Origin of the sequence: Parapedobacter sp. SGR-10, assembly GCF_011030405.1 — a bacterium.
Classification (GTDB): Bacteria; Bacteroidota; Bacteroidia; order Sphingobacteriales; family Sphingobacteriaceae; genus Sphingobacterium.
The window spans coordinates 1-20,445 of sequence record NZ_JAAJTJ010000012.1; the positions used below are offsets into that span (position 1 = coordinate 1).

The 20,445-nt window shown below is 43.8% G+C and carries 16 protein-coding genes; 10 read left to right on the top strand and 6 right to left on the bottom strand.

Annotation, left to right across the window (positions count from 1 at the left end; genetic code table 11):
- Nucleotides 1-2,055 (top strand): tetratricopeptide repeat protein (locus tag G5B00_RS10155; RefSeq protein WP_205966386.1); only part of this gene is annotated, 2,055 nt, incomplete at its 5' end.
- A 165-nt stretch (nt 2,056-2,220) separates the two neighbouring features.
- Here G5B00_RS10155 and G5B00_RS10160 read toward each other — a convergent pair.
- The gene (locus tag G5B00_RS10160) at nt 2,221-2,646 is read right to left on the bottom strand and encodes a nuclear transport factor 2 family protein (RefSeq protein WP_163874480.1); all 426 of its coding nucleotides are present in this window, start codon (nt 2,644-2,646) and stop codon (nt 2,221-2,223) included.
- Nucleotides 2,647-3,366: 720 nt separating this feature from the next.
- Between G5B00_RS10160 and rnr the strand changes: the two genes are divergently transcribed.
- The 5 genes from rnr to G5B00_RS10185 all read left to right on the top strand — a co-directional run bounded on the left by rnr (nt 3,367) and on the right by G5B00_RS10185 (nt 13,143).
- Nucleotides 3,367-5,499 carry a ribonuclease R gene (rnr, locus tag G5B00_RS10165; RefSeq protein ID WP_163874482.1) on the top strand — a complete coding sequence of 711 codons (2,133 nt, stop codon included), beginning with the start codon at nt 3,367-3,369 and terminating at the stop codon, nt 5,497-5,499.
- A gap of 433 nt (nt 5,500-5,932) precedes the next feature.
- Nucleotides 5,933-7,033 (top strand): glutamine-hydrolyzing carbamoyl-phosphate synthase small subunit, encoded by a 1,101-nt coding sequence (gene carA / locus G5B00_RS10170; RefSeq protein WP_163874486.1) that lies wholly within the window; start codon nt 5,933-5,935, stop codon nt 7,031-7,033.
- A 134-nt stretch (nt 7,034-7,167) separates the two neighbouring features.
- The gene (eno, locus tag G5B00_RS10175) at nt 7,168-8,463 is read left to right on the top strand and encodes a phosphopyruvate hydratase (RefSeq protein ID WP_163874488.1); all 1,296 of its coding nucleotides are present in this window, start codon (nt 7,168-7,170) and stop codon (nt 8,461-8,463) included.
- A gap of 239 nt (nt 8,464-8,702) precedes the next feature.
- Complete coding sequence (locus tag G5B00_RS10180) at nt 8,703-9,002, top strand: cell division protein FtsL (RefSeq protein WP_163874491.1); 300 nt, start codon at nt 8,703-8,705, stop codon at nt 9,000-9,002.
- Nucleotides 9,003-9,294: 292 nt separating this feature from the next.
- Nucleotides 9,295-13,143 (top strand): TIM-barrel domain-containing protein, encoded by a 3,849-nt coding sequence (locus G5B00_RS10185; RefSeq protein WP_163874494.1) that lies wholly within the window; start codon nt 9,295-9,297, stop codon nt 13,141-13,143.
- Nucleotides 13,144-13,352: 209 nt separating this feature from the next.
- Here the strand turns inward: G5B00_RS10185 and G5B00_RS10190 are convergent, their stop codons facing one another.
- Nucleotides 13,353-13,826, bottom strand: coding sequence for a copper resistance protein NlpE (locus G5B00_RS10190; protein WP_205966387.1), 474 nt, complete (start codon nt 13,824-13,826; stop codon nt 13,353-13,355).
- Between the two features lie 49 nt (nt 13,827-13,875).
- Between G5B00_RS10190 and G5B00_RS10195 the strand changes: the two genes are divergently transcribed.
- The gene (locus G5B00_RS10195) at nt 13,876-14,211 is read left to right on the top strand and encodes a HopJ type III effector protein (protein WP_205966946.1); all 336 of its coding nucleotides are present in this window, start codon (nt 13,876-13,878) and stop codon (nt 14,209-14,211) included.
- Between the two features lie 163 nt (nt 14,212-14,374).
- Here the strand turns inward: G5B00_RS10195 and G5B00_RS10200 are convergent, their stop codons facing one another.
- The 4 genes from G5B00_RS10200 to G5B00_RS10215 all read right to left on the bottom strand — a co-directional run bounded on the left by G5B00_RS10200 (nt 14,375) and on the right by G5B00_RS10215 (nt 17,609).
- Nucleotides 14,375-14,929, bottom strand: a complete 555-nt coding sequence (locus G5B00_RS10200; RefSeq protein WP_163874497.1) for a DUF1697 domain-containing protein — start codon at nt 14,927-14,929, stop codon at nt 14,375-14,377.
- Nucleotides 14,930-15,011: 82 nt separating this feature from the next.
- Nucleotides 15,012-15,887 (bottom strand): VOC family protein, encoded by an 876-nt coding sequence (locus tag G5B00_RS10205; protein ID WP_240894453.1) that lies wholly within the window; start codon nt 15,885-15,887, stop codon nt 15,012-15,014.
- A gap of 14 nt (nt 15,888-15,901) precedes the next feature.
- Nucleotides 15,902-16,342, bottom strand: coding sequence for a VOC family protein (locus G5B00_RS10210; protein WP_163874500.1), 441 nt, complete (start codon nt 16,340-16,342; stop codon nt 15,902-15,904).
- 154 nt (nt 16,343-16,496) lie between these two features.
- Nucleotides 16,497-17,609: a metallophosphoesterase gene (locus G5B00_RS10215; RefSeq protein WP_163874501.1), complete on the bottom strand. Its 1,113-nt coding sequence runs from the start codon at nt 17,607-17,609 to the stop codon at nt 16,497-16,499.
- 307 nt (nt 17,610-17,916) lie between these two features.
- On the opposite strand from G5B00_RS10215, the gene G5B00_RS10220 reads away from it, so the two are divergent.
- The 3 genes from G5B00_RS10220 to G5B00_RS10230 are packed head-to-tail and all read left to right on the top strand — an operon-like array spanning nt 17,917 to nt 20,427.
- Nucleotides 17,917-18,990 (top strand): Glu/Leu/Phe/Val family dehydrogenase, encoded by a 1,074-nt coding sequence (locus G5B00_RS10220; protein ID WP_163874504.1) that lies wholly within the window; start codon nt 17,917-17,919, stop codon nt 18,988-18,990.
- A 36-nt stretch (nt 18,991-19,026) separates the two neighbouring features.
- On the top strand, nt 19,027-19,974 hold the full coding sequence (gene nusB, locus G5B00_RS10225; RefSeq protein WP_163874506.1) for a transcription antitermination factor NusB: 948 nt from the start codon (nt 19,027-19,029) through the stop codon (nt 19,972-19,974).
- Between the two features lie 6 nt (nt 19,975-19,980).
- Entirely contained in the window at nt 19,981-20,427 is a 447-nt protein-coding gene (locus tag G5B00_RS10230) for a DUF1573 domain-containing protein (RefSeq protein WP_163874509.1), read from the top strand.
- Nucleotides 20,428-20,445 lie beyond the last annotated feature (18 nt).

The following is a 20,445-nucleotide window of genomic DNA, read 5'->3' on the forward strand; positions in this document are numbered from 1 at the left end:
TTGATATATAGGTTAGTTGATTGTTCCTTATGCCTCATGATGATGATAGTGGGGCTATTATTGGCACACGCCTGCGGCGACATGCATACCCCAGCTCCATCATACGCCGCTGATACTTTACGGATCAGAGAATTGAACACTTCAGCTATGGCCAAGCTATATGCCGATCCCGATTCGATGCTTATACTCAGTAGCGCAGCCTTAGCGTTGAGCGACTCATTGTCTTATGAACGGGGGAGGTTTCAGTCCCTTTTTAATACTGGGCTCGCTTATAGGGCATTGGGCAAATATCAGCAATCGGTTGACCAGTTAGCCTTAGCACAGGAGGTTGCCCGGACATGGAGAGATACGCTCTTGCAGACCCGCGTATTGAGCGTATCGGCACAGGTGTACGTAGATCTTGGTGATCATGAGAATGCACTGGAACGCGCAACGCATGGACTATTATTGGCACAGCAGGCCAGATTACGGTCACAGGAAGCCTACCTGCTGAGTATTGTAGGGATGATATATGGGCTCCGCGAAAAAGATCACGATAAAGCACTAGATTATTATGGTAAGAGCCTATCCATATATCAAGATCTGGGAGACTCGACTATGATGCCTTTTGTGCTGGATAATATGGCCCATGTCTATTTGTATAAAGGAGATATAGGTCTTGCCGAAGAAAACTATACAAAGGCGTATCATCTGGCGCAGGATCTGAAACAGCCCAAAGCCATATTGACCGCTTTACAGTCATTGTCACATTTTTATACAAGGACCGATCAATTGGATAAAGCGCTTGGCCATCTCCTACAGGCGAGAGATATGCTGCAACACATGCCCGGTGACCGCACCCAATACCTTTTTATGCTATATCAGCTTACGGATTTGTATCAAAGTAAGGGCGATGCTGATCTGGCCTTGAGCTATGGGAGAGAAGCCATGGAAATCGCTGAAAGGGAACAACGTCTGTGGCACATGATCCGTATTGCCGGTAAGCTGGCAGAGGTTTATGAGATCAAAAAGGATTATAGAAACGCTTATCTTCTGAGCGAAAAAGCCAGAATTTCTCAAGATAGCCTGTATAAGAAGGATAAGGAGGATAACATCGTCCGTATAGAAGAACGGTACAAATACCAAAAAGAGCAGGATCAGGTCAAGGCCGAGCATCAGCTGCAACTGCAACGTAAGCAGTCCTATCTCTATATGTTTATCCTGATCAGTATAGCATTACTACTTATATTACTGGTGGTGATGTGGTTTCTTCGCCAACGAAATGTGTTGAACAGCAAACTCCACGAAGCCAACGAATGTATCGAGAAGCAGAATGATAAACTGATGGAGGAGGCACAGTTCAAAACACATCTGATATCTTTGATCACACATGATGTGCGAGCTCCGATCAGCAATCTCAACATGATAATCAATGTTTTGAATCATGGAAATAGTTCCGGGAACTGGACAGAAAAGTCGCTTAAAGGATGTCGCCAGGAACTGGACAAGGTAAAGTATTTTATGGAGGACTTCTTACGATGGGCCGTTTTCCAGTCCGAAGGTGCCAGAATCCATAAATCCTATTTTGATCTTGGCGATGTTATCCGATCGGTCGTCTCGCTATATGATCCGCAGGCCCATGAAAAAGATATAACCATAACGGAGTTTGTTGATGAGGATGTTGAAGTATACGGCATTAAGGAGGCGATTGCCACAGTCGTCAGGAACTTAGTCGGCAATGCGATCAAATTTACAGAAGCTGGCGGAACAGTAGTAGTCAAGGCAGCAAAACAATACGATGCCACGGAGCCGACGATAATCATCTCTGTGGAAGACAGTGGTATAGGCATGTCTGAAGATGTACAGCACAGCCTGTTTGCTCCAGCATCCCAGACAGATCGGTCGGGTAGAAGAGGGCTTGGACTTTTTCTTTGTAATTATTTCCTGTCGCTGCATGACAGTACGCTCCACGTGAGCAGTCGGCTCGGCATAGGTACAGTCTTTTCGTTCAGCCTCATACAACCATCGGATGAATCCATCGCACAGGAAGACAGATACGCAGACGAGGAAAACTAAATCGCCTTATTTTTTTACTAGTCATTTTATCAACCAATGTTACAGAAAATTGTTGACCAGATGTATTGTTTTGTTAATGGGCAGACAATTTATCACTGATTTTTGCTTTCAAAAAAGAGAGGCCGACACTCCTGCCGGCCTCGATTGAAACAAAAATACCCGGTTCTAGGGGTATGTCGTGACTACCTTGCTGATCTGCCAGGTGTCGTCATGGCAGCAGAGCGTGATATAATCTACGCGGGTGAAATTGTCAAACTCCATAATGACTTTGGCCATACAGGTTCTGCTCGTCTCGTCCAGGATACGGTAAGATGTCTTGCAGTCATAGTGAAGATTTTTTGTCTTTTTAAGGAAAGCCAGGTATTGTCTTCGGTTGGATTTCTTGTCGTTCTCCACGTTATAGTGTTCGAAGTCTTTGGTAAGCGACAGCTTGTGGTTTTCGAAGTTTCCCATACTCACGGCCGCCAGGTAATTGGTGATGACCAGGGAAGAAGGAGACGTGTTTTTGGTGTCGTCGATAGTCCCTGCAAATGAACGAAAAGAACCTAGAGAAACAAGAGCAATGACGAGGGTAGTGATGATAGTTTTCATGATGTGTTTTTTATGTTGTTAACTAAATTTTATTGTTTCGTTTAATGTATGACCAAAGGTAGACAGGCATTCATTTCCTCGCCATACCGATTAGGTGGATAGGGGAGGGTATTCGACAAAACCGGTTTTTTTGTCGGTGAAAATTTTTACCGATATATCTTCTTTTTGATCACCTACATATCCTCAAGACGACGGACAATGCCGGAGGGTTGCACAGGGAAAAAGCAGGGCATCGGCAGCAAGCTAAGATACAAGCCTGGCAAAGCCATCGTCGGTAGGAGCAAAAAAATACCTACTGATATTTGAGTAGAGACGAATCCGTGTATAAAAAAGAGGAAATAGATTTTTTTTGTTTGTCGTTAACTTTTAGCCAATAATCAGAGTATATTTTTTTTACTATATATGTATATATATGTCTGTTTTATAAAATTTTATACTATGTAAAATAAATACAAAGTTATAGCATAATAACCTATTTTTAACTACTGTTCAAAGTGTGTTTTGTTTATAGTTTTGATTATCAATTATTTATGATTTTTTATTTTATATTTAAATTATGTTAAATGTTTAATATTCAACTATATAAATAATATAAAATAATTATTTCATTTATGTATGTAGAAAACAAGTTTACATGTCTTTGTCCTACATCTCGATTGCCTTGATCTTAATTAAGCTTTTCCCAAAATCATTACTATCTTTACACTATTATTTTATATTATGAAGTCAACAAAAAACAATCCCTATAAAGAAGTTCTAACGAAGCTGATCCTTGGCGTTTTTGAAAAATCGAGCAATCAGCTTTTCAATTACAAGCAGGTCGCCTCGAAGCTGAACCTGTCCGATACGGACTCCAAAGTAGCCATCGCCGATATCCTTCACGAAGGTGTCGAGAGCGGTGTCTTTTCTCAACCCGAAAGGGGCAAATTCAAGCTTCGCCAACTCAATGTGTATATCACCGGAAAGGTGGATATGACAGCCGACGGTTCTGCCTATATCGTGCCTGATGATGAGCTCGAAGATGATATCTATATCGCGCCCCGAAAACTAAGGCAGGCACTCCACGGAGATATGGTCAAAGTGCATGTCTACGAACGCAAAAAGAAAAGCCGAAAAAGGGAGGGAGAGGTCGTCGAAATCCTGCAACGTGCCAAGACAGATTTTACAGGCACGATAGATATTTCCAAAGGCTATGCCTTCTTTCTTGCAGATGACCGGAAGATGCTGCACGACATCTTTGTCCCGTTAGACCATCTGAATGGTGCGCAAGACGGAGAGAAAGTCGTCGTGAGCATTACCGATTGGCCGGCGAATGCAAAGAACCCTGTCGGAAAGGTAAAAAGCATTCTCGGCAAGAAAGGAGAGAACGATACGGAGATGAATGCCATCCTGGCGGACTTTGGGTTTCCGCTCAGCTTTCCAAAAGCAGTCGAGGAAGCTGCCAATGCCATTTCGGAAGGTATCACAAAGGAGGAGATCGCCAAGCGACGGGATTTTAGAGATACATTGACCTTTACGATAGACCCGGTGGATGCCAAGGACTTTGACGATGCGATTTCGTTCAAGACATTGGAAAACAGGCATTACGAGATCGGCGTGCATATTGCCGATGTGTCGCACTACGTGACGCCCGACAGCATTCTGGACAAGGAGGCTTTCGAGCGGGGTACGTCCGTGTACCTGGTGGACCGTGTCATACCGATGTTGCCTGAGCGCCTGTCCAATGATCTCTGTTCCCTTCGGCCTAGAGAGGACAAGCTGTGCTTCTCGGCCGTATTCGAGATGGACGACAAGGCCAATGTCCACGATCAGTGGTTTGGCAGGACCATTATCCATTCCGACAGGCGGTTTACCTACGAAGAGGCGCAGGAGATCATCGAAACGAAGTCCGGCGATTATGCAGACGAGATACGGAAGCTCAACGAGCTGGCACAGATACTGAAAGAACGCCGTTTCAAAGCAGGAGCGATCAGTTTTGAGACTGAGGAAGTAAAATTCCGGTTGGACGAGAATGGGAAACCATTGGGCGTATACGCCAAGGTACGTAAGGATGCGCACAAGCTCATCGAAGATTTTATGCTGCTCGCCAACCGCCGTGTAGCCGAATTCATCGGCAAGCAGGGCCGTGGCAAAAACAAACTGGGCTTTGTCTACCGTTTTCACGATGTGCCCAATCCGGAGACCTTGACCAACTTTTCCCAGTTTGCTTCACGTTTCGGGCATCGGCTGACGATCAAGTCCGATAAGGAAACGGCCAAATCCCTCAATGCACTGATGACAAAGATCGAGGGCAGTAGAGAGCAGAACCTATTGACCACCCTGGCCGTGCGTTCGATGGCCAAGGCCATATACACCACCAAGCATTCTTCCCATTATGGATTGGCGTTCGACTATTATACACACTTTACCTCGCCTATACGGCGGTATCCGGACGTGATGGTGCACCGGCTGTTACAGTTTTATCTCGAAGGAGGTGCCAAGGTCAATATCGAGCATTACGAAAAGATGGCCGAACACGCTTCGCAGATGGAGAAGAAAGCCGCTGAAGCCGAACGTGCTTCGATCAAATATAAACAAGCCGAATTCCTGCAGGATCAGATCGGCGTGAAATACACAGGCCTGGTGTCCGGAGTGACCGAATGGGGGATGTATGTGGAGATTGCCGAAAACAAATGTGAGGGTATGGTCCGTCTGCGGGATATCACCGACGACTTCTACACGCTGGATGAAAAGAACTTTGCCATTATCGGCCAGCGCAAAAAGAAAGTCTACCAGCTCGGTGATGAGGTGCAGATCAAGGTCAAGAAAGTCGATCTGGAAAAAAGGCAGATTGATTTTACGCTGTTAAGCTGAGTTGAAATAATGAAACCCTTGAAGCCCAACTGACGCTGGCGCACGAATCCCTTCGTGTGCCTCAACAATAAGCACACGAAAGGATTCGTGCGCTAACAAGGGGGCAGATTGATTTTACTTTATTAGGTTAGGGGGCATAGGCTATTCCTATCGAGATTAAGGCCGTGTAGGGGCGAAGAATCTTTTGCCCTCTACTACGCCTCTTCAAACAACCCTTCCTCGAATTATTTTTTACATTTTATTTTTTACTTTTTACTTTTTCCCTTACCTTTGTCTCTCGTGAAAAAAGCCATTTTTGAAACGATCCCCACAGACATTGTCATCAATGTAAAATTGATAAATCATATAAATTGATAAGAATAGCCCATTTGGGCTTTTTTTGTGTCCGAAGGTTCGGTCTGATAAATGGCGCGTGTAAAATTTAAAATAAATAATGACCAACTACAGTAAATTACCAGCAATTTTGGTTCTTCAAGACGGAACTGTATTCCATGGCAAAGCTGCCGGAAAAATCGGAACAACTACCGGAGAGATCTGTTTCAACACAGGGACGACCGGATATCAGGAGATATTTACCGACCCTTCCTACTATGGACAGATCATGGTGACGACCAATGCGCATATCGGCAACTACGGTATCGACGGGGACGATACGGAATCCGGAAAGATACAGATCGCTGGTCTTGTCTGTAAGAATTATAACATCAACTATAGCCGCAAGATGGCCGATGAGTCTATCCAGAGCTATTTTGAGGCACAAAACCTTGTCGGTATCTCGGATATCGATACGCGTTCGCTGGTGCGCCATATCCGTGACAAAGGGGCGATGAACGCAATCATCTCATCGGAAAACCTCGATGTGGAGTCCCTCAAAGCCGAGCTGGCCAAAGTGCCTTCTATGGAAGGTTTGGAGCTCTCTTCTGTGGTTTCGACGACAGAGCCCTATTTCTATGGAGATGAAGACGCGACTACACGTATCGCTGTATTGGATCTGGGTATCAAAAAGAATATCCTCCGCAACTTCGATGCGAGGAATGTGTATGCAAAAGTATTTCCGGCCAAGACCACTTTTGCAGAGATGGAAGCCTGGAATCCGGAAGGCTACTTTGTGTCCAATGGGCCAGGCGACCCTGCCGCGATGCAATATGCCATCGATACCGTAAAAGAAATTTTGGCATCGGAAAAACCAATGTTTGGCATTTGCCTGGGGCATCAGGTGCTGGCATTGGCCAATGGTATCCGAACAGAAAAAATGTTCAACGGACACCGTGGTATCAACCATCCGGTAAAAAATATCATTGCCAATCGTTGTGAAGTCACTTCGCAAAACCACGGTTTTGGAGTTGTACGGGAAGATATCGAGCAATCGGACAATGTCGAGGTGACGCATGTCAACTTGAACGACAACTCTATCGAAGGTATCCGCGTAAAAGGCAAAAAAGCATTTTCAGTGCAATACCACCCCGAATCTTCGCCAGGTCCGCATGACTCACGCTATCTGTTTGACGAGTTTATCAGCATGGTCAAGGCTTAGGGTAATAAAATGTCCCAAACCCGAACGGGTTTGGGACATTTTTTATATTTTTGGTTTCGGCAATAAAAATGACTATATTAGTGTCCAGAATACACTAAGTGTGTTTGAAGTTTAACATAAATCCTATTTAGAAAATGAGTTTAATTATCGATGTTCATGCGCGTCAGATCCTGGATTCGCGCGGAAATCCAACAATTGAAGTTGATGTGACCACACAAAACGGTTTCGTAGGTCGTGCGGCTGTACCATCCGGTGCTTCTACCGGTGCACATGAGGCTGTGGAATTGCGTGACGGTGACAAGAAAAAATATTTGGGCAAGGGTGTTTTGAAAGCGGTCGAAAACGTAAATACAAAGATTGCCAAAGCATTGGAAGGTGTGGATGTGTTCGAGCAAAATGCGATTGACAAGATCATGATCGATCTTGACGGTACAGAAAATAAAGGCAAATTGGGGGCAAATGCTATCCTGGGCGTTTCTTTGGCTGTTGCTAAAGCTGCGGCACAGGAAAGCCATCAGCCGCTATACCGCTATATCGGTGGTGTGAATGCCAATACCCTGCCTATCCCGATGATGAACATTGTCAACGGAGGTGCCCATTCGGATGCTCCGATCGCTTTTCAGGAATTCATGATCATGCCGGTAGGTGCTTCTTCTTTCTCCGAAGCTTTGCGTTGGGGAGCTGAGGTATTCCATACATTGAAGAAGATCCTGCATGACCGTGGCCTGTCTACAGCAGTAGGAGACGAAGGCGGTTTTGCACCTACATTCGAAGGTACCGAAGATGCTATTGAAACTATCCTGTCAGCAATCAAAAAAGCAGGCTACAAGGCCGAGTCAGACATTTGTCTGGCATTAGACTGTGCTTCCACAGAATTTTATGTAAAAGGTAAATACGACTACAAAAAATTCGAAGGAGACAAAGGTGCGATACGTACGAGTGCAGAACAGGCAGCTTACCTTGCTGAATTGACCGAAAAATATCCGATCATCTCTATCGAGGACGGTATGGCCGAAGACGACTGGAAAGGCTGGAAACTGTTGACCGACAAAATCGGCGACCGCGTACAGTTGGTCGGTGATGATCTGTTCGTGACGAATACAAAACGCCTTCAAGACGGTATCGATAAAGACACGGCCAATTCGATCCTGGTCAAAGTAAACCAGATCGGTTCGTTGACAGAGACGATCAATGCGGTGACCCTGGCACAGACGCACGGCTATACTTCTGTAATGTCGCACCGTTCGGGCGAAACAGAAGATGCTACTATAGCGGATCTGGCGGTAGCACTGAACTGTGGACAGATCAAGACCGGGTCGATTTCCCGTTCGGACAGGATCGCAAAATACAACCAGCTCCTTCGGATTGAAGAAGAGTTGGGCGCAAATGCGAAGTTTATCGGAAAAAACTTTAAATTTGCTATCAAGTAATGTTTTTAGAAACTCTTCCAAAGTTCCAAACTTTGGAAGAGTTTTATACAGAGCACTAATTTAGCTCATGCTAGCGCACGAATCCTTTCGTGTGCTTATTGTTTTATGGCACACGAAGGGATTCTCGTGCGCCAGCGTTTGGCTATAAGCTCGCACTAGCTTTCAAAAACTTCGGAGGTCTTTTTGTTTCTAACCAATAAAAGTCCTAACTTTAAAAAAATTATTTCTTTTTATCTGGCATGGAACGTCTTGTTTTATTGATCCGCAACAAGTATTTGATCACAGGCATAGCCTTTGTAGTCTGGATGTGCTTTTTTGATCGGTACGATTTTGCGACACAATACAATTATCTCCAGGAAAAATCAAAATTGGAAAAAGAAAAGACTTTTTATGGGACAGAGATCAAAAACATCGAACAAGCCATAAAAGATGCCCAGTATAATTCCAGTGAGATCCAACGTATAGCCCGTGAAAAATACAAGATGAAACGGGATAACGAAGATGTATATGTCATTACCGAAGTAGAGGTAAAGAAATAAACTTTGGCAATTATATACTTTAGCAACCAACCCGTCATTTCGAACGAGGAACGAGGAGAAATCTATGGATGAATATGAATTTTATTTTCCTTTCTGTCCATAGATTTCTCTCTTCGTTCGAAATGACGAAAATTTAATATGCCTATATCGAGATACTCAGATGCTATCTTTGTAATATTTTTATGATTACCTCCTACTTCCTATAAGTTATCCGTACTTTTACCCTACCTATTTTTAAAGCTTATTATACAGTATCGTATTTTTTTTTGTTTAAAGAGTATAACTGTATATAATGCATAATTTATCCAAACACGCCCTATGGGCATGTTCTTTTGTAGCCCTGTGTATGGGCAATCCTGCCCAGAGTAAGGCGCAGCAGTCGGCCGGCACAGAACGGCTCCAGTCTTCCTTTCAAATCAAATCTGCACACCGGATCAACCCGACCACTGTCGAAGTATTGTTTACCGACAATAGGCGGATGACCTTTGATTTTTATGCAGACCATATATTCCGGCTGTTTCAGGACAATAAAGGAGGTACATTGCGTGACCCGCAAGCCAAACCCCAAGCGCAGATATTGGTTGACAATCCGCGTAGATCCATAGGGTCTTTGGACGTGTCGGAGTCTGCCGATGAGATAGTCCTTCAAACACCCGCTATCAAGGTGTCAATCAAAAAGGCAAATAGCCTGCTTTCTGTCATAAATACCAAAACAAGTAAGACCGTGCTGGAATGGAGCGAACCGGCCCACTTTGAAAAAGATAAGGTGGCACTTTCCTTGAAAGAGAATCCAGATGAGTATTTCTACGGTGGAGGCGTGCAGAACGGCCGTTTTTCGCATAAAGGAAAAATCATTGCCATCGAAAACCAAAACTCCTGGACAGACGGTGGCGTAGCATCTCCCACACCTTTTTATTGGTCTACCAAAGGCTATGGGATGATGTGGTACACGTTCAAAAAAGGAAAGTATGATTTCGGAGCCAAAAAAAAAGGTGAGGTAAAGCTCTACCATGAAAATGATTACCTCGATGTATTTTTCATGGTCAATGACGGAGCCGTACCCCTATTGAACGACTTTTATCAACTCACTGGAAATCCGATCCTGATGCCCAAATTTGGATTTTACCAAGGCCATCTGAACGCGTACAACAGGGACTATTGGAAAGAAGATGAGAAAGGGATTCTGTTTGAAGATGGCAAACGGTACAAAGAAAGCCAAAAAGACAATTCAGGTATCAAAGAGAGCCTGAACGGTGAAAAAAATAACTATCAGTTTTCTGCGCGTGCTGTCATAGACCGTTACAAAAGTCATGATATGCCTTTAGGATGGATCCTGCCAAATGATGGTTATGGAGCCGGCTACGGACAGACGGAAACATTGGATGGGAATATCCAAAATCTGAAGGAATTTGGAGATTATGCCCGAAAGAACGGCGTAGAGATAGGGCTGTGGACACAGTCCGACCTGCATCCGAAGGATAGTATTCCCGCCCTGCTACAAAGAGACATCGTCAAGGAGGTGCGTGACGCAGGTGTGCGCGTACTCAAGACAGATGTAGCCTGGGTAGGTCCGGGGTATTCGTTCGGGCTCAACGGCATTGCCGATGTCGGCCATATCATGCCCTATTACGGCAACGATGCCCGTCCTTTTATCATCTCACTGGACGGCTGGGCCGGTACGCAGCGTTATGCCGGAATATGGTCGGGAGATCAAACGGGAGGCGTATGGGAATATATCCGTTTTCATATCCCTACCTATCTGGGTTCAGGTTTGTCCGGACAGCCCAATATCACGTCCGATATGGACGGTATATTTGGCGGAAAGAATGTGCCCGTCAATGTGCGGGACTTCCAATGGAAGACCTTTACGCCCATGCAGTTGAATATGGACGGATGGGGATCCAATGAGAAATATCCGCATGCCCTTGGCGAACCGGCAACCTCTATCAATCGCAATTATCTCAAGCTCAAATCCATCCTCATGCCTTATGCCTACAGCGTAGCACGCGAAGCCGTAGATGGATTGCCGATGATCCGGGCCATGTTCCTAGCCGATCCGAATGCCTATACCTATGGAAAAGCCACACAATACCAGTTTTTGTACGGGCCGAATTTTTTGGTCGCTCCGATATATCAGAATACCAAAATGGATGAAGAAGGCAATGATATCCGACATGGAATCTATCTGCCTCAAGGCGATTGGATCGATTATTTCTCCGGTGAGCTATATCAGGGCAACCGTGTATTGAATAGCTTCGAAGCCCCGATGTGGAAGCTTCCGGTCTTCGTGAAGGCAGGTGCCATCATACCTATAACCAACGCCAACAACAATGTCTATGAAATAGATACAAAGAGACGTACCTATGAAATATACCCTGCAGGCGGATACAGTACTTTCACGGAGTATGATGACGATGGCACGACACAGGCATATCAGCACGGACAAGGTGTCACAACCAGGATCGAGTCCACGGTAAAGGGACAACAAGCCAAGGTAGTCGTGCATCCATCGGAAGGTTCTTTCGAAGGAATGGTAACCGACAAAACAACAGCTTTTGTCGTGAATATAACCAGAAAACCAAAAAAGGTTTCAGTCAAAGTCGGGAATAAGAATATCCGCTTGCATGAAGTATCCTCATCGGATGAGCTCGAAAAAACGGAAAATTCCTATTATTTCGATGAAAAGCCTGATCTGAATCGTTTTTCCACAGCAGGAACTCCATTCGTTGATTTCAAGATACATAAGACACCCCAATTGCATGTCAGGGTACAAGCTACGGATATCTTGTCAAACAGTGTACAGCTCGATATACAAGGATTTGAATTCAATCCGACCAATGGCTTGCTGAGCCGAACAGGCGCACTGTCTGCTCCGGCGAATGTACAGGTCAAGGAAGAGAATATCCAGGCTTATGCGATGAAGCCGACCTGGGATTGGGTGTCCAATGCGGATTATTACGAAATTGAATTCAACGATATGCTATATTCGACTATCTGGGATACAGTCTTATTGTTTGATAATCTACAACCTGTGACGGATTACACTTTTAAGGTACGCGCCGTGAACAAAGACGGTGTATCGGACTGGGCGACGGTACAGGCAACCACAAAATCAAATCCGCTCGAGTTTGCAATCGTAGGTATAGTCGGAGAGACCTCTGTTCCTAATCAGGGCGGGAACGATATTCATAAGCTTTTGGATTTTGATGAAGGCAATCTGTGGCATACCAAATGGGGGCAGCAAGCGGTGCCTTTTGATATGATCCTGGATCTGAAATCCTTTAACCAGCTCGATAAGTTCCATTACCTGCCTCGTACAGGTGGAGGAAACGGCATCTTGACCAAAGGCAAGGTTTACTACAGCAACAATAAAGAAGATTGGTCTGAAGCCGGGGCATTTACATGGGAACGGAATGATGAGACAAAGGTCTTGACATTTGAAGGCAAGCCTACGGCAAGGTATATCAAGCTGTCCATCGAAGAGGGTTCGGGAGGTTTTGGATCAGGCCGTGAGCTTTATGTATTCAAGGTGCCGGGCAGTGAAAGCTATATTCCGGGAGACATCAACAATGACCGTTTGCTGGATGCAAACGATCTCACTTCCTATATCAATTATACAGGATTACGACAAGGAGACTCAGATTTTGAAGGGTATATCAGCAATGGCGATATCAATAAGAATGGACTTATCGATGCTTACGATATATCTGTATTGACGACACAGTTGGAAGGTGGAGCGAAACCACGGAGAGATGAACAAGTGAAAGGACAGATTGCACTGCTGCCTTCGGCTGTGCAGTTGAAAGCAGGGGAAACTGTTGAGATCACGATCAAAGGTAAGGGACTGAAGGATGTCAACGCTTTGAGCTTTGCCCTGCCTTATTCACCCGCGGACTATACATTTGAAGGAATACATGCACCGGGTATTATGCAGATGGAAAATATTACCAACGACAGGCTGCACACCAATGGAATCAAGGCACTCTATCCTACATTTATCAATGTCGGTAACCAGAAAGCCTTGTCCGGAGATGTAGACATCGCTGTGATCAGGCTGAAAGCCAAAAAGAATCTCCGGTTTAACCTGGTGCCTAAGGATGGTTTCTTAGTGGATAAGAAGTTGAATACAGTAAGGTTTTAGTGGGTGTCCATAGACTTCCGAAGTTTCCAAAACTTCGGAAGTCTAAGCTTAAAACTTTTCCAAAGTTCTGAACTTTGGAAAAGTTCGTTACACCGTTATCCCTATTTTTTCTCATGCTAGCGCACGAATCCTTTCGTGTGCTTGGTCTATCGGCACACGAAAGGATTCGTGCGCCAACAGGGGATGTCTGCCTGTAGGTCAGACATCCTCTATTTTTTCTTCAAAACATAATATTCAGCAAGTTCACCGGTGATTTGTTTCCCTTCTATATCCAATTGGATAAGCTGATTTTCGCCCACCTTGAATTTTAGATCGGTATCTTTCCCCTTTAGATGGACTACGCTTCCATTATCATGCCACATAAATGTTCCGCTATCTGTAAATGCCTGCTCTCTTTCGAGGTATTCTGCACGGTAAGTGAATGTTCCATCGTCTTTTAACTCGACGGTGGTTTTAATACCGGGACAGTCTGCACAGGGAGTTGTCCCTTCATAGCTACCTTGCCAGTCCAGAGAGTTTTGTGATGTATGTACGGTATCCATATAGATGTCTTCGGTGTCGGATAGACGGTCTTGTGACTGTTGCGTATTGTTAGGATTGTTGGAATGGCATGAAATAAATAACAATGTAGCTGCTATGCCGTTTAAAATAAATACTTTCATGATCTTTTTCTTTTGTTCCATAATTTATAACTAAAATCAAGCCAAACTTACAAAGTTTTTCTAAGTTTGTATGATGATACAACAGCTATTAGAACAACTGGATTCGAAGACCGTTCAATTTAAAGATATCCTCGCTTATATAGAGGAGCATTATACCTATACAGCTTCTGCTTTTCAAAATGGGGCACAATACAATGCTGCACATGAAAATCAAGGTAGTGCACGGGTGCTTTCATTTGCCCGGCTTGAGGGACTGCCCAAGGAAGATACGTTGAAGCTGTTTGCCGAGCATTATGAAGCCGTGCTAAACACTCCGGACGGTGTCGACCACCAGAATATAAGGCAGTTTATGCAACACGGTTGGGAAGGGGTGAAGTTTGAGAATCCTATATTGACTAAAAAATAACGAATGTTTTAAATCTTCTGTTTGAGGTTTTATAGTTCACAGATGGTACAGCTCGAAACCAAGAATTTGTGCAGCAGCACAATCTGCGAGAAAATATCCGTGTAAATCTGCGGGATATATCTACGTGTTGGAAAATTTTTACACAACGCTTTACGAATGTCAATCACGACTTTTCGAGAATATTCTGTTGCAGCATATCCTGCATTTTTTTCATTGTATTCATGTTTCTGCCTGTGCTTCGCACTTTGAGCTTTTGTTCGATAAATATGTTGGACAATTTGGAAGTCGCCATGCCGTCCGGTACATAAAAATAGGCTATATCGCCACTTATCTTGATTTCTTCATTTCCAAGGTCGATCTTGTGGAAAGCTTCAAGCCGAGTGCTATCGGGTATAGAATCTAGAAAAGTGACAAAGAGCCTGTTTCCGGGGAGGGATGGATCAAAAGGGTTTTGAAGGATACTTTGATGGAGTTGTGCTTCATCCAACACAAATACATCTATATGCAATTTGAAATGGTTGGCGATTAATTCGTGTATTTCTTGTTTTATCGTATCCTTGTCTTTGTCTGAACTCAAACATATATTTCCACTCTGAATATACGTTTTTGCCTGTTCGAAGCCTTGTTTTGACAATAAATCCCGGAGTTCGGCCATCTTGATGATATTTTTGCCAGAGACATTGACAGCTCTCAAAAAGATGACGTATTTGTTTTTCATGGGGTTCGCATTGGGTTTATGAATATTAAAACTACAAAATATCTGTGTATGGCAAAAACAAATTTATAAAAAACTATCCTAATCAGTTAAGGTCGGCTATAATGATCTTTTTCATTTTCATCAATGCTTGGTTGACCGAAGGTGAGGAAATCAATTTGTCGATGTTGTCCGGTACGACCTGCCAGCTTACTCCAAACGGATCTTTGCACCAGCCACACATACTTTCTTTTCCTTGCTCCGTAAGCTTGTTCCAATAGTAATCGATTTCCTCCTGGTCCTTGCAATGTATGACAAAGGAGACGCCTTCGTTGAAAGTGAAATCTTGTGGCACACCACTGTCCATAGCCATAAACAAGGAATGATGAGCAACGAACTGTGTATGTTGAATTTGCCCGGTCATTTCACCATTCGGATATTTTAATATACCGTCCGAGCGATAGTCTGCAAAAACGGATTGATAGAAAGCCAGCGCTTTTTTGCACTGGCCTTGTTGAGATCCGCAGAACATCATTGTCGGCACAATCTTTTGGTTATGGACATCCGAAAGTTTTCCGAGATAGAGTTGCCAGTTGACATTGTATTTGTCTTGTAACCAACCGTATCGGTGACTCCAAGGGTAACTGCCCAAGGCCATCAATACAGCACCTCCGGGCAATAACTGATGCCATAAGGTATCTATTTCTTCTTCACTTTCGCAGATAACCATCATGGATATGGATGGATTGATCTGAAAGATAGGGCCTCCATTGATTCCGATGAAATTGACACCGGAAAGGTTTACACTGGCAACGACAGGATTGACGTTGCTCATGTAGCTGTCCGGAAAAATAGAAGCATAATGCTTTAGGGCTTCTTCTGCATTATTGTCAAACCAAAGAGACAGTGTGATAGAGGAATTATTGTCCATTTGAGTAAAAACTGATTTGTTGTAGAATAGATTACGGAATAATGTCGACATTATCCATATTTCTGTCATAGTGATTTATTCCCTTCAAAATGAATCATCCACCAAATACCAAATTTGTCTTGGAAAGAGGCATATAGCTCTGCCCAGAATTGCTCTCCAAGTTCCATTTCAATGTCTCGGGCATCCTTGGTCAACCCTGCGTACAGCTCTTTCGCTTCTTCGGCAGTCTCTGTGTCCAACATGATATACGTGTTGTTGCCGGGCGTAAGTTGATGACCATAGCCCTCGATACAATCAGAGCCCATGATTGTGGCCCCGTTAGGTAGGGTGATAGCGGTGTGCATCACTTTTACTTTGTCCACATCTGACATTGGATGTTCGGGATCTTCGGGCATATCGCCAAAACGGTAAGTACTCACCGTAGCGGTTTTAAAAACTTGTTGGTAGAAATCGAATGCTTCCTGGCAGTTGCCATTGAAATTGAGGTATGCGTGAATCTTTGCCATAGTGTTGGATTATAGTTGTGATACGTAAAAGTAAGCTTTATTGGGGGTAAAAGACTTGACCTATGACAAGAATTGAAATTAATTTAAGCACATAGAGCTGTCTCCTACATTTGCTTCATACAAACATAGGAGACAACTCCGTATGCCATGTTTTTTACTCCGCGAATTGAAAGGAAAAACTATTCCGTGCATCCGTTTTCCATGCGTGCTGCTGTGTAGTGGGTGAAATAGCAAACAGTGGCGAAAAGGTTTTTACGTTGACGGTCTTGTTGTCGGGAAGGAATTCGAGGATACGCAACCAGCCATCTCCACCATTTCCATTGCGGTGTCCGCCACCCAGGGACTGGCTGTCGAATAACATCTGGTGTACCGGTCTTCCGGTGGTATTTTTGTCCATTCGGTAGCCTTCGCCGGATATGTGACCACACAGTACCAATTCTATATTGGAACCGGGGTGGATGAGTTTCTCCCATATCTGTTCTCCGCTGTTGGCGTAGGGGAGGTTTATTCTTTCTGATTTTTGGACGACAGTGTTGACGGTATATGGCTCGTACACAAACCATTTTGGTACGCCTGTTGTGCGATGGTCTTTTGCATTGAGATAGGCATGGGTAATGAGTACAATGCGATGGTCTTTGTATTGTTGCATGTCGGCGATCCTTTTGGCCCATGCAACCATGGTATCACGCGGGGCATACTCAATAGTCAAGAAGAGATAATCTTTTCCTTGGGGAGTTTTGATCTCATAGGCAGCATTTTCCAAGGTGTGCACACCCTGCTCGTTTGTTGCGTTTTGTACAAGGGTCTTTTTGTTCAGCCAATTGTCGTCGATGCGAAAGAATTCCGTATAACGGGAGGTTCGATTGCCTTGTCTATCTATGGTGTAATCATGGTTTCCCGAGGCCGCTATATAAGGCACTTTGCCGTTGAGTCTGGAAAATAGCTTGGCAGAAGTTTCCCATTGGCGTTGAGCGCTTTGGTCTCCGTCATGTCCTTGGTTGATGAGGTTGTTGTGTTCCACGAGATCTCCCACACAGACTACCATTTTAATATGGAGCGTATCAATATTGTCTTCTATCCAGCGCATCATAAGATCCAGGATAGGCTGGTTGCGGTTCCATTTGACGTAATTTTGTATGTCTGGAATCATAACGACGCTCCAGGAGTCTTTATTTTCCAGAGTGGGTTTCTGAAATTTTTGTTGGGCTGGAAGTATGGAAGCAGCACAGATTATTCCAATCAGTGTAAAGAGAAACTTTCTAATCATGTCTATATAAATTTGATGTTAAATTATGAAGTTATACATAAGGTGTTAAGTTTATTTTAGGTTTCTGTTAATTTTTCATTTTATTTATTTTTTAACTTAACGAAAGTAAAAAAAAGATTTTTAAATATAAAAGTGTGTGATGATTTGTCTTGTAAAATTTAGGGGATAAAAAGAGAGGGATGGGAATTCAATGACGGGAAATACTACTTTTGAAGAAGCTTCTTCAAAAACTTTGGAAGTCCTCTCGCTATGTAAATTTATTTGTCTATTTTTGTAAATCCTTTTTTCAGGGACTATTTTGGTAGAAATGGATATACACAATAATTCTGTTTTTGAATTGATGCGTGCCGAAGGTCATCAGGATTTGTTTTTCTGCAATGATTCGGAAGTTGGGTTAAAGGCGATCGTCGCTATTCACGACACGACGTTGGGACCCGCAATAGGCGGCGTAAGGATGCTACCTTACGCCAATGAAGCCGAAGCTATAGAGGATGCGCTAAGGTTGTCCAGAGCAATCACCTACAAGTCTTCGTTGGCTGGGTTGAACCTCGGAGGAGGCTGTGCGGTCATCATCGGCAATAACCGCACAGAGAAGACAGAAGTATTGATGCGCCGTTTTGGCAAATTTATCGAAGGCCTTAGCGGTAGTTTTATTGCTTCTATCGATGTAGGGACCACCCAAAAGGACTTGGAATATATTCATTCTGAGACCAATTATGTAGCCGGATTGCCCGAATATATGAACGGAGGAGGAGATACAACTTTCTTTGCAGCCCGTGGTGTCTTCTATGGTATCAAGGCAGCCATCAAGGAGGTTTATGGCGACGACTCGTTAGCGGGACGCAAAGTCGCGGTACAGGGGGTAGGCAGCGTGGGCGAGCATTTGGTTGCGATGTTGCGCAACGAGAATGCCCGTGTCTATGTGTCGGATATGACCGAGGAACGTAAGATGAAGGTGGCTTCTAAATATAAAGCCGAACCTATACAGTACTCGTCCAGTTATGAATTGGATGTAGATGTGTATGCCCCATGCGCTTTGGGTGGTACGGTCAATCCGGATACGGTACCTAAGATGCGTTGCAAGATCATTGCCGGGTCGGCCAACAATCAATTGAAAGAAGAAGCAGAAACAATACAATTACTCAAGGAAAATAACATTTTATATACACCTGATTTTTTAATCAATTCGGGTGCGTTGATCAGTTGCTATTCCGAGCTGGAAGGTTATGGCAATGAGCGTACAGAAGCATTGGTACGTAATATCTATAGTGCAACGCGGCATGTGCTCCAAAGTGCACGGGAAGAAAATATCACGACCTTTGAAGCCGCCAAACAACTAGCAGAACAACGTATTGCGAGTATGAAAAAAATCAGCAGATAATTGCGTTCTTTATATACAATCGTTCTTTAATAAAATATGCTAAATAGAAGACACCTTCGCGAGAAGGTCATGCAGACGCTTTATGCGTACAGTTTGTCGGAAGATAAACAGGTTAAGAATTTTGAGAAGGCTCTCTTCAAGAGTGTGGATGAAGTCAATGAGATGTACATCTGGACGCTCAATTTGTTGGATGAGGCGGCCGAGTATGTCGTGTTGGACGCCGAAAGCAGGGCAGCTAAGTTTTTACCAACGGAAAAGGACAAAATGCTCACGACCAAACTGAACACCAACACATTCATCGAATCCCTACGCCAAAATAGACAGTATGTGGAGCTCGTCAAAAAATACAAGGTGTCCTGGGAATTTGATCCTGAGATTGTGCGTTCGATATTCGTCCGATTGAAGGATTCAGAGGCTTATCTAGATTATCTTGCGGAGACAGATCGTAGTATTCAGGTCGAAAAGGATATCATTAAATATATCTTTAAGAAGATTATCCTGAAAACGAGTGAGGTGGAGCAGGTATTTGAAGAAAAATTTATCAATTGGCCGGTTGACAAAGAAGTCTTACAGGCTATGATTGCTAAGACATTCAAAAATTTCAGTTCAGAAAACCCAACGCATAACAAACTGGCAGATCTTACCCCAAATTGGGAAGAGGATAAGGAGTTTATCGAAGAACTGTTGAAAACAACCATTCGCTACGGCGAAGAATACCAGGCACTGATCGCTGAAAAGACAAAAAACTGGGAGTCTGATAGGATTGCATTGATGGATACGCTCTTGATGCGTATGGCTATCAGCGAACTGATCAATTTTCCGTCTATTCCGGTCAAAGTAACGATTAATGAGTATATCGAGCTATCCAAAAATTTCAGTACTGCAAAAAGCAATACCTTTATTAATGGAATATTGGACAAGATTTTAGCAGATCTGACCAAGCAAGGTCGGATCCGGAAAACAGGAAGAGGACTACAAGATTAAAGTGATATGAAAATAAAAAATATATTGATGAGCTGTGCCGCTGTAGCTATATTGGCAGCTTGCAATCAACCGGCACAAAAGAAAGAGACCAATACTGAGGAAACTGCGGTCGACGTAAATTCTTCGTCAGATACGGGGCAGTTGGGTACGATAGAATTTGAGGAAACTGCGTATGATTTTGGCACGGTAAAAGAAGGAGCCATCGTCGACCATGTCTTTAAATTTAAGAATAGCGGCGATGCCCCCGTCATTTTGTCGCAGGTCAGTGCTTCATGTGGTTGTACCACACCTGACTATACGAAAGAACCGGTATTACCAGGCAAAGAAGGCGAGATCAAAGTCAGCTTCAACAGCCAGGGTCAGGTCGGGCAGCAGCAAAAAATCGTCACGATCAGTTCGAATGCTTCGAATAAGGTCACGACTGTGCAGATAAAGGGCACTGTAGAGAAATAGTTTTTTGTTTAAGGTTTC

Excerpts from the sequence above, each read along its gene's own strand:
- G5B00_RS10160 (WP_163874480.1), bottom strand. The coding sequence starts at position 2,646 with ATGAAAACTATCATCACTACCCTCGTCATTGCTCTTGTTTCTCTAGGT.
- rnr (WP_163874482.1), top strand. The coding sequence starts at position 3,367 with ATGAAGTCAACAAAAAACAATCCCTATAAAGAAGTTCTAACGAAGCTG.
- carA (WP_163874486.1), top strand. The coding sequence starts at position 5,933 with ATGACCAACTACAGTAAATTACCAGCAATTTTGGTTCTTCAAGACGGA.
- eno (WP_163874488.1), top strand. The coding sequence starts at position 7,168 with ATGAGTTTAATTATCGATGTTCATGCGCGTCAGATCCTGGATTCGCGC.
- G5B00_RS10180 (WP_163874491.1), top strand. The coding sequence starts at position 8,703 with ATGGAACGTCTTGTTTTATTGATCCGCAACAAGTATTTGATCACAGGC.
- G5B00_RS10185 (WP_163874494.1), top strand. The coding sequence starts at position 9,295 with ATGCATAATTTATCCAAACACGCCCTATGGGCATGTTCTTTTGTAGCC.
- G5B00_RS10190 (WP_205966387.1), bottom strand. The coding sequence starts at position 13,826 with ATGGAACAAAAGAAAAAGATCATGAAAGTATTTATTTTAAACGGCATA.
- G5B00_RS10195 (WP_205966946.1), top strand. The coding sequence starts at position 13,876 with ATGATGATACAACAGCTATTAGAACAACTGGATTCGAAGACCGTTCAA.
- G5B00_RS10200 (WP_163874497.1), bottom strand. The coding sequence starts at position 14,929 with ATGAAAAACAAATACGTCATCTTTTTGAGAGCTGTCAATGTCTCTGGC.
- G5B00_RS10205 (WP_240894453.1), bottom strand. The coding sequence starts at position 15,887 with ATGTCGACATTATTCCGTAATCTATTCTACAACAAATCAGTTTTTACT.
- G5B00_RS10210 (WP_163874500.1), bottom strand. The coding sequence starts at position 16,342 with ATGGCAAAGATTCACGCATACCTCAATTTCAATGGCAACTGCCAGGAA.
- G5B00_RS10215 (WP_163874501.1), bottom strand. The coding sequence starts at position 17,609 with ATGATTAGAAAGTTTCTCTTTACACTGATTGGAATAATCTGTGCTGCT.
- G5B00_RS10220 (WP_163874504.1), top strand. The coding sequence starts at position 17,917 with ATGGATATACACAATAATTCTGTTTTTGAATTGATGCGTGCCGAAGGT.
- nusB (WP_163874506.1), top strand. The coding sequence starts at position 19,027 with ATGCTAAATAGAAGACACCTTCGCGAGAAGGTCATGCAGACGCTTTAT.
- G5B00_RS10230 (WP_163874509.1), top strand. The coding sequence starts at position 19,981 with ATGAAAATAAAAAATATATTGATGAGCTGTGCCGCTGTAGCTATATTG.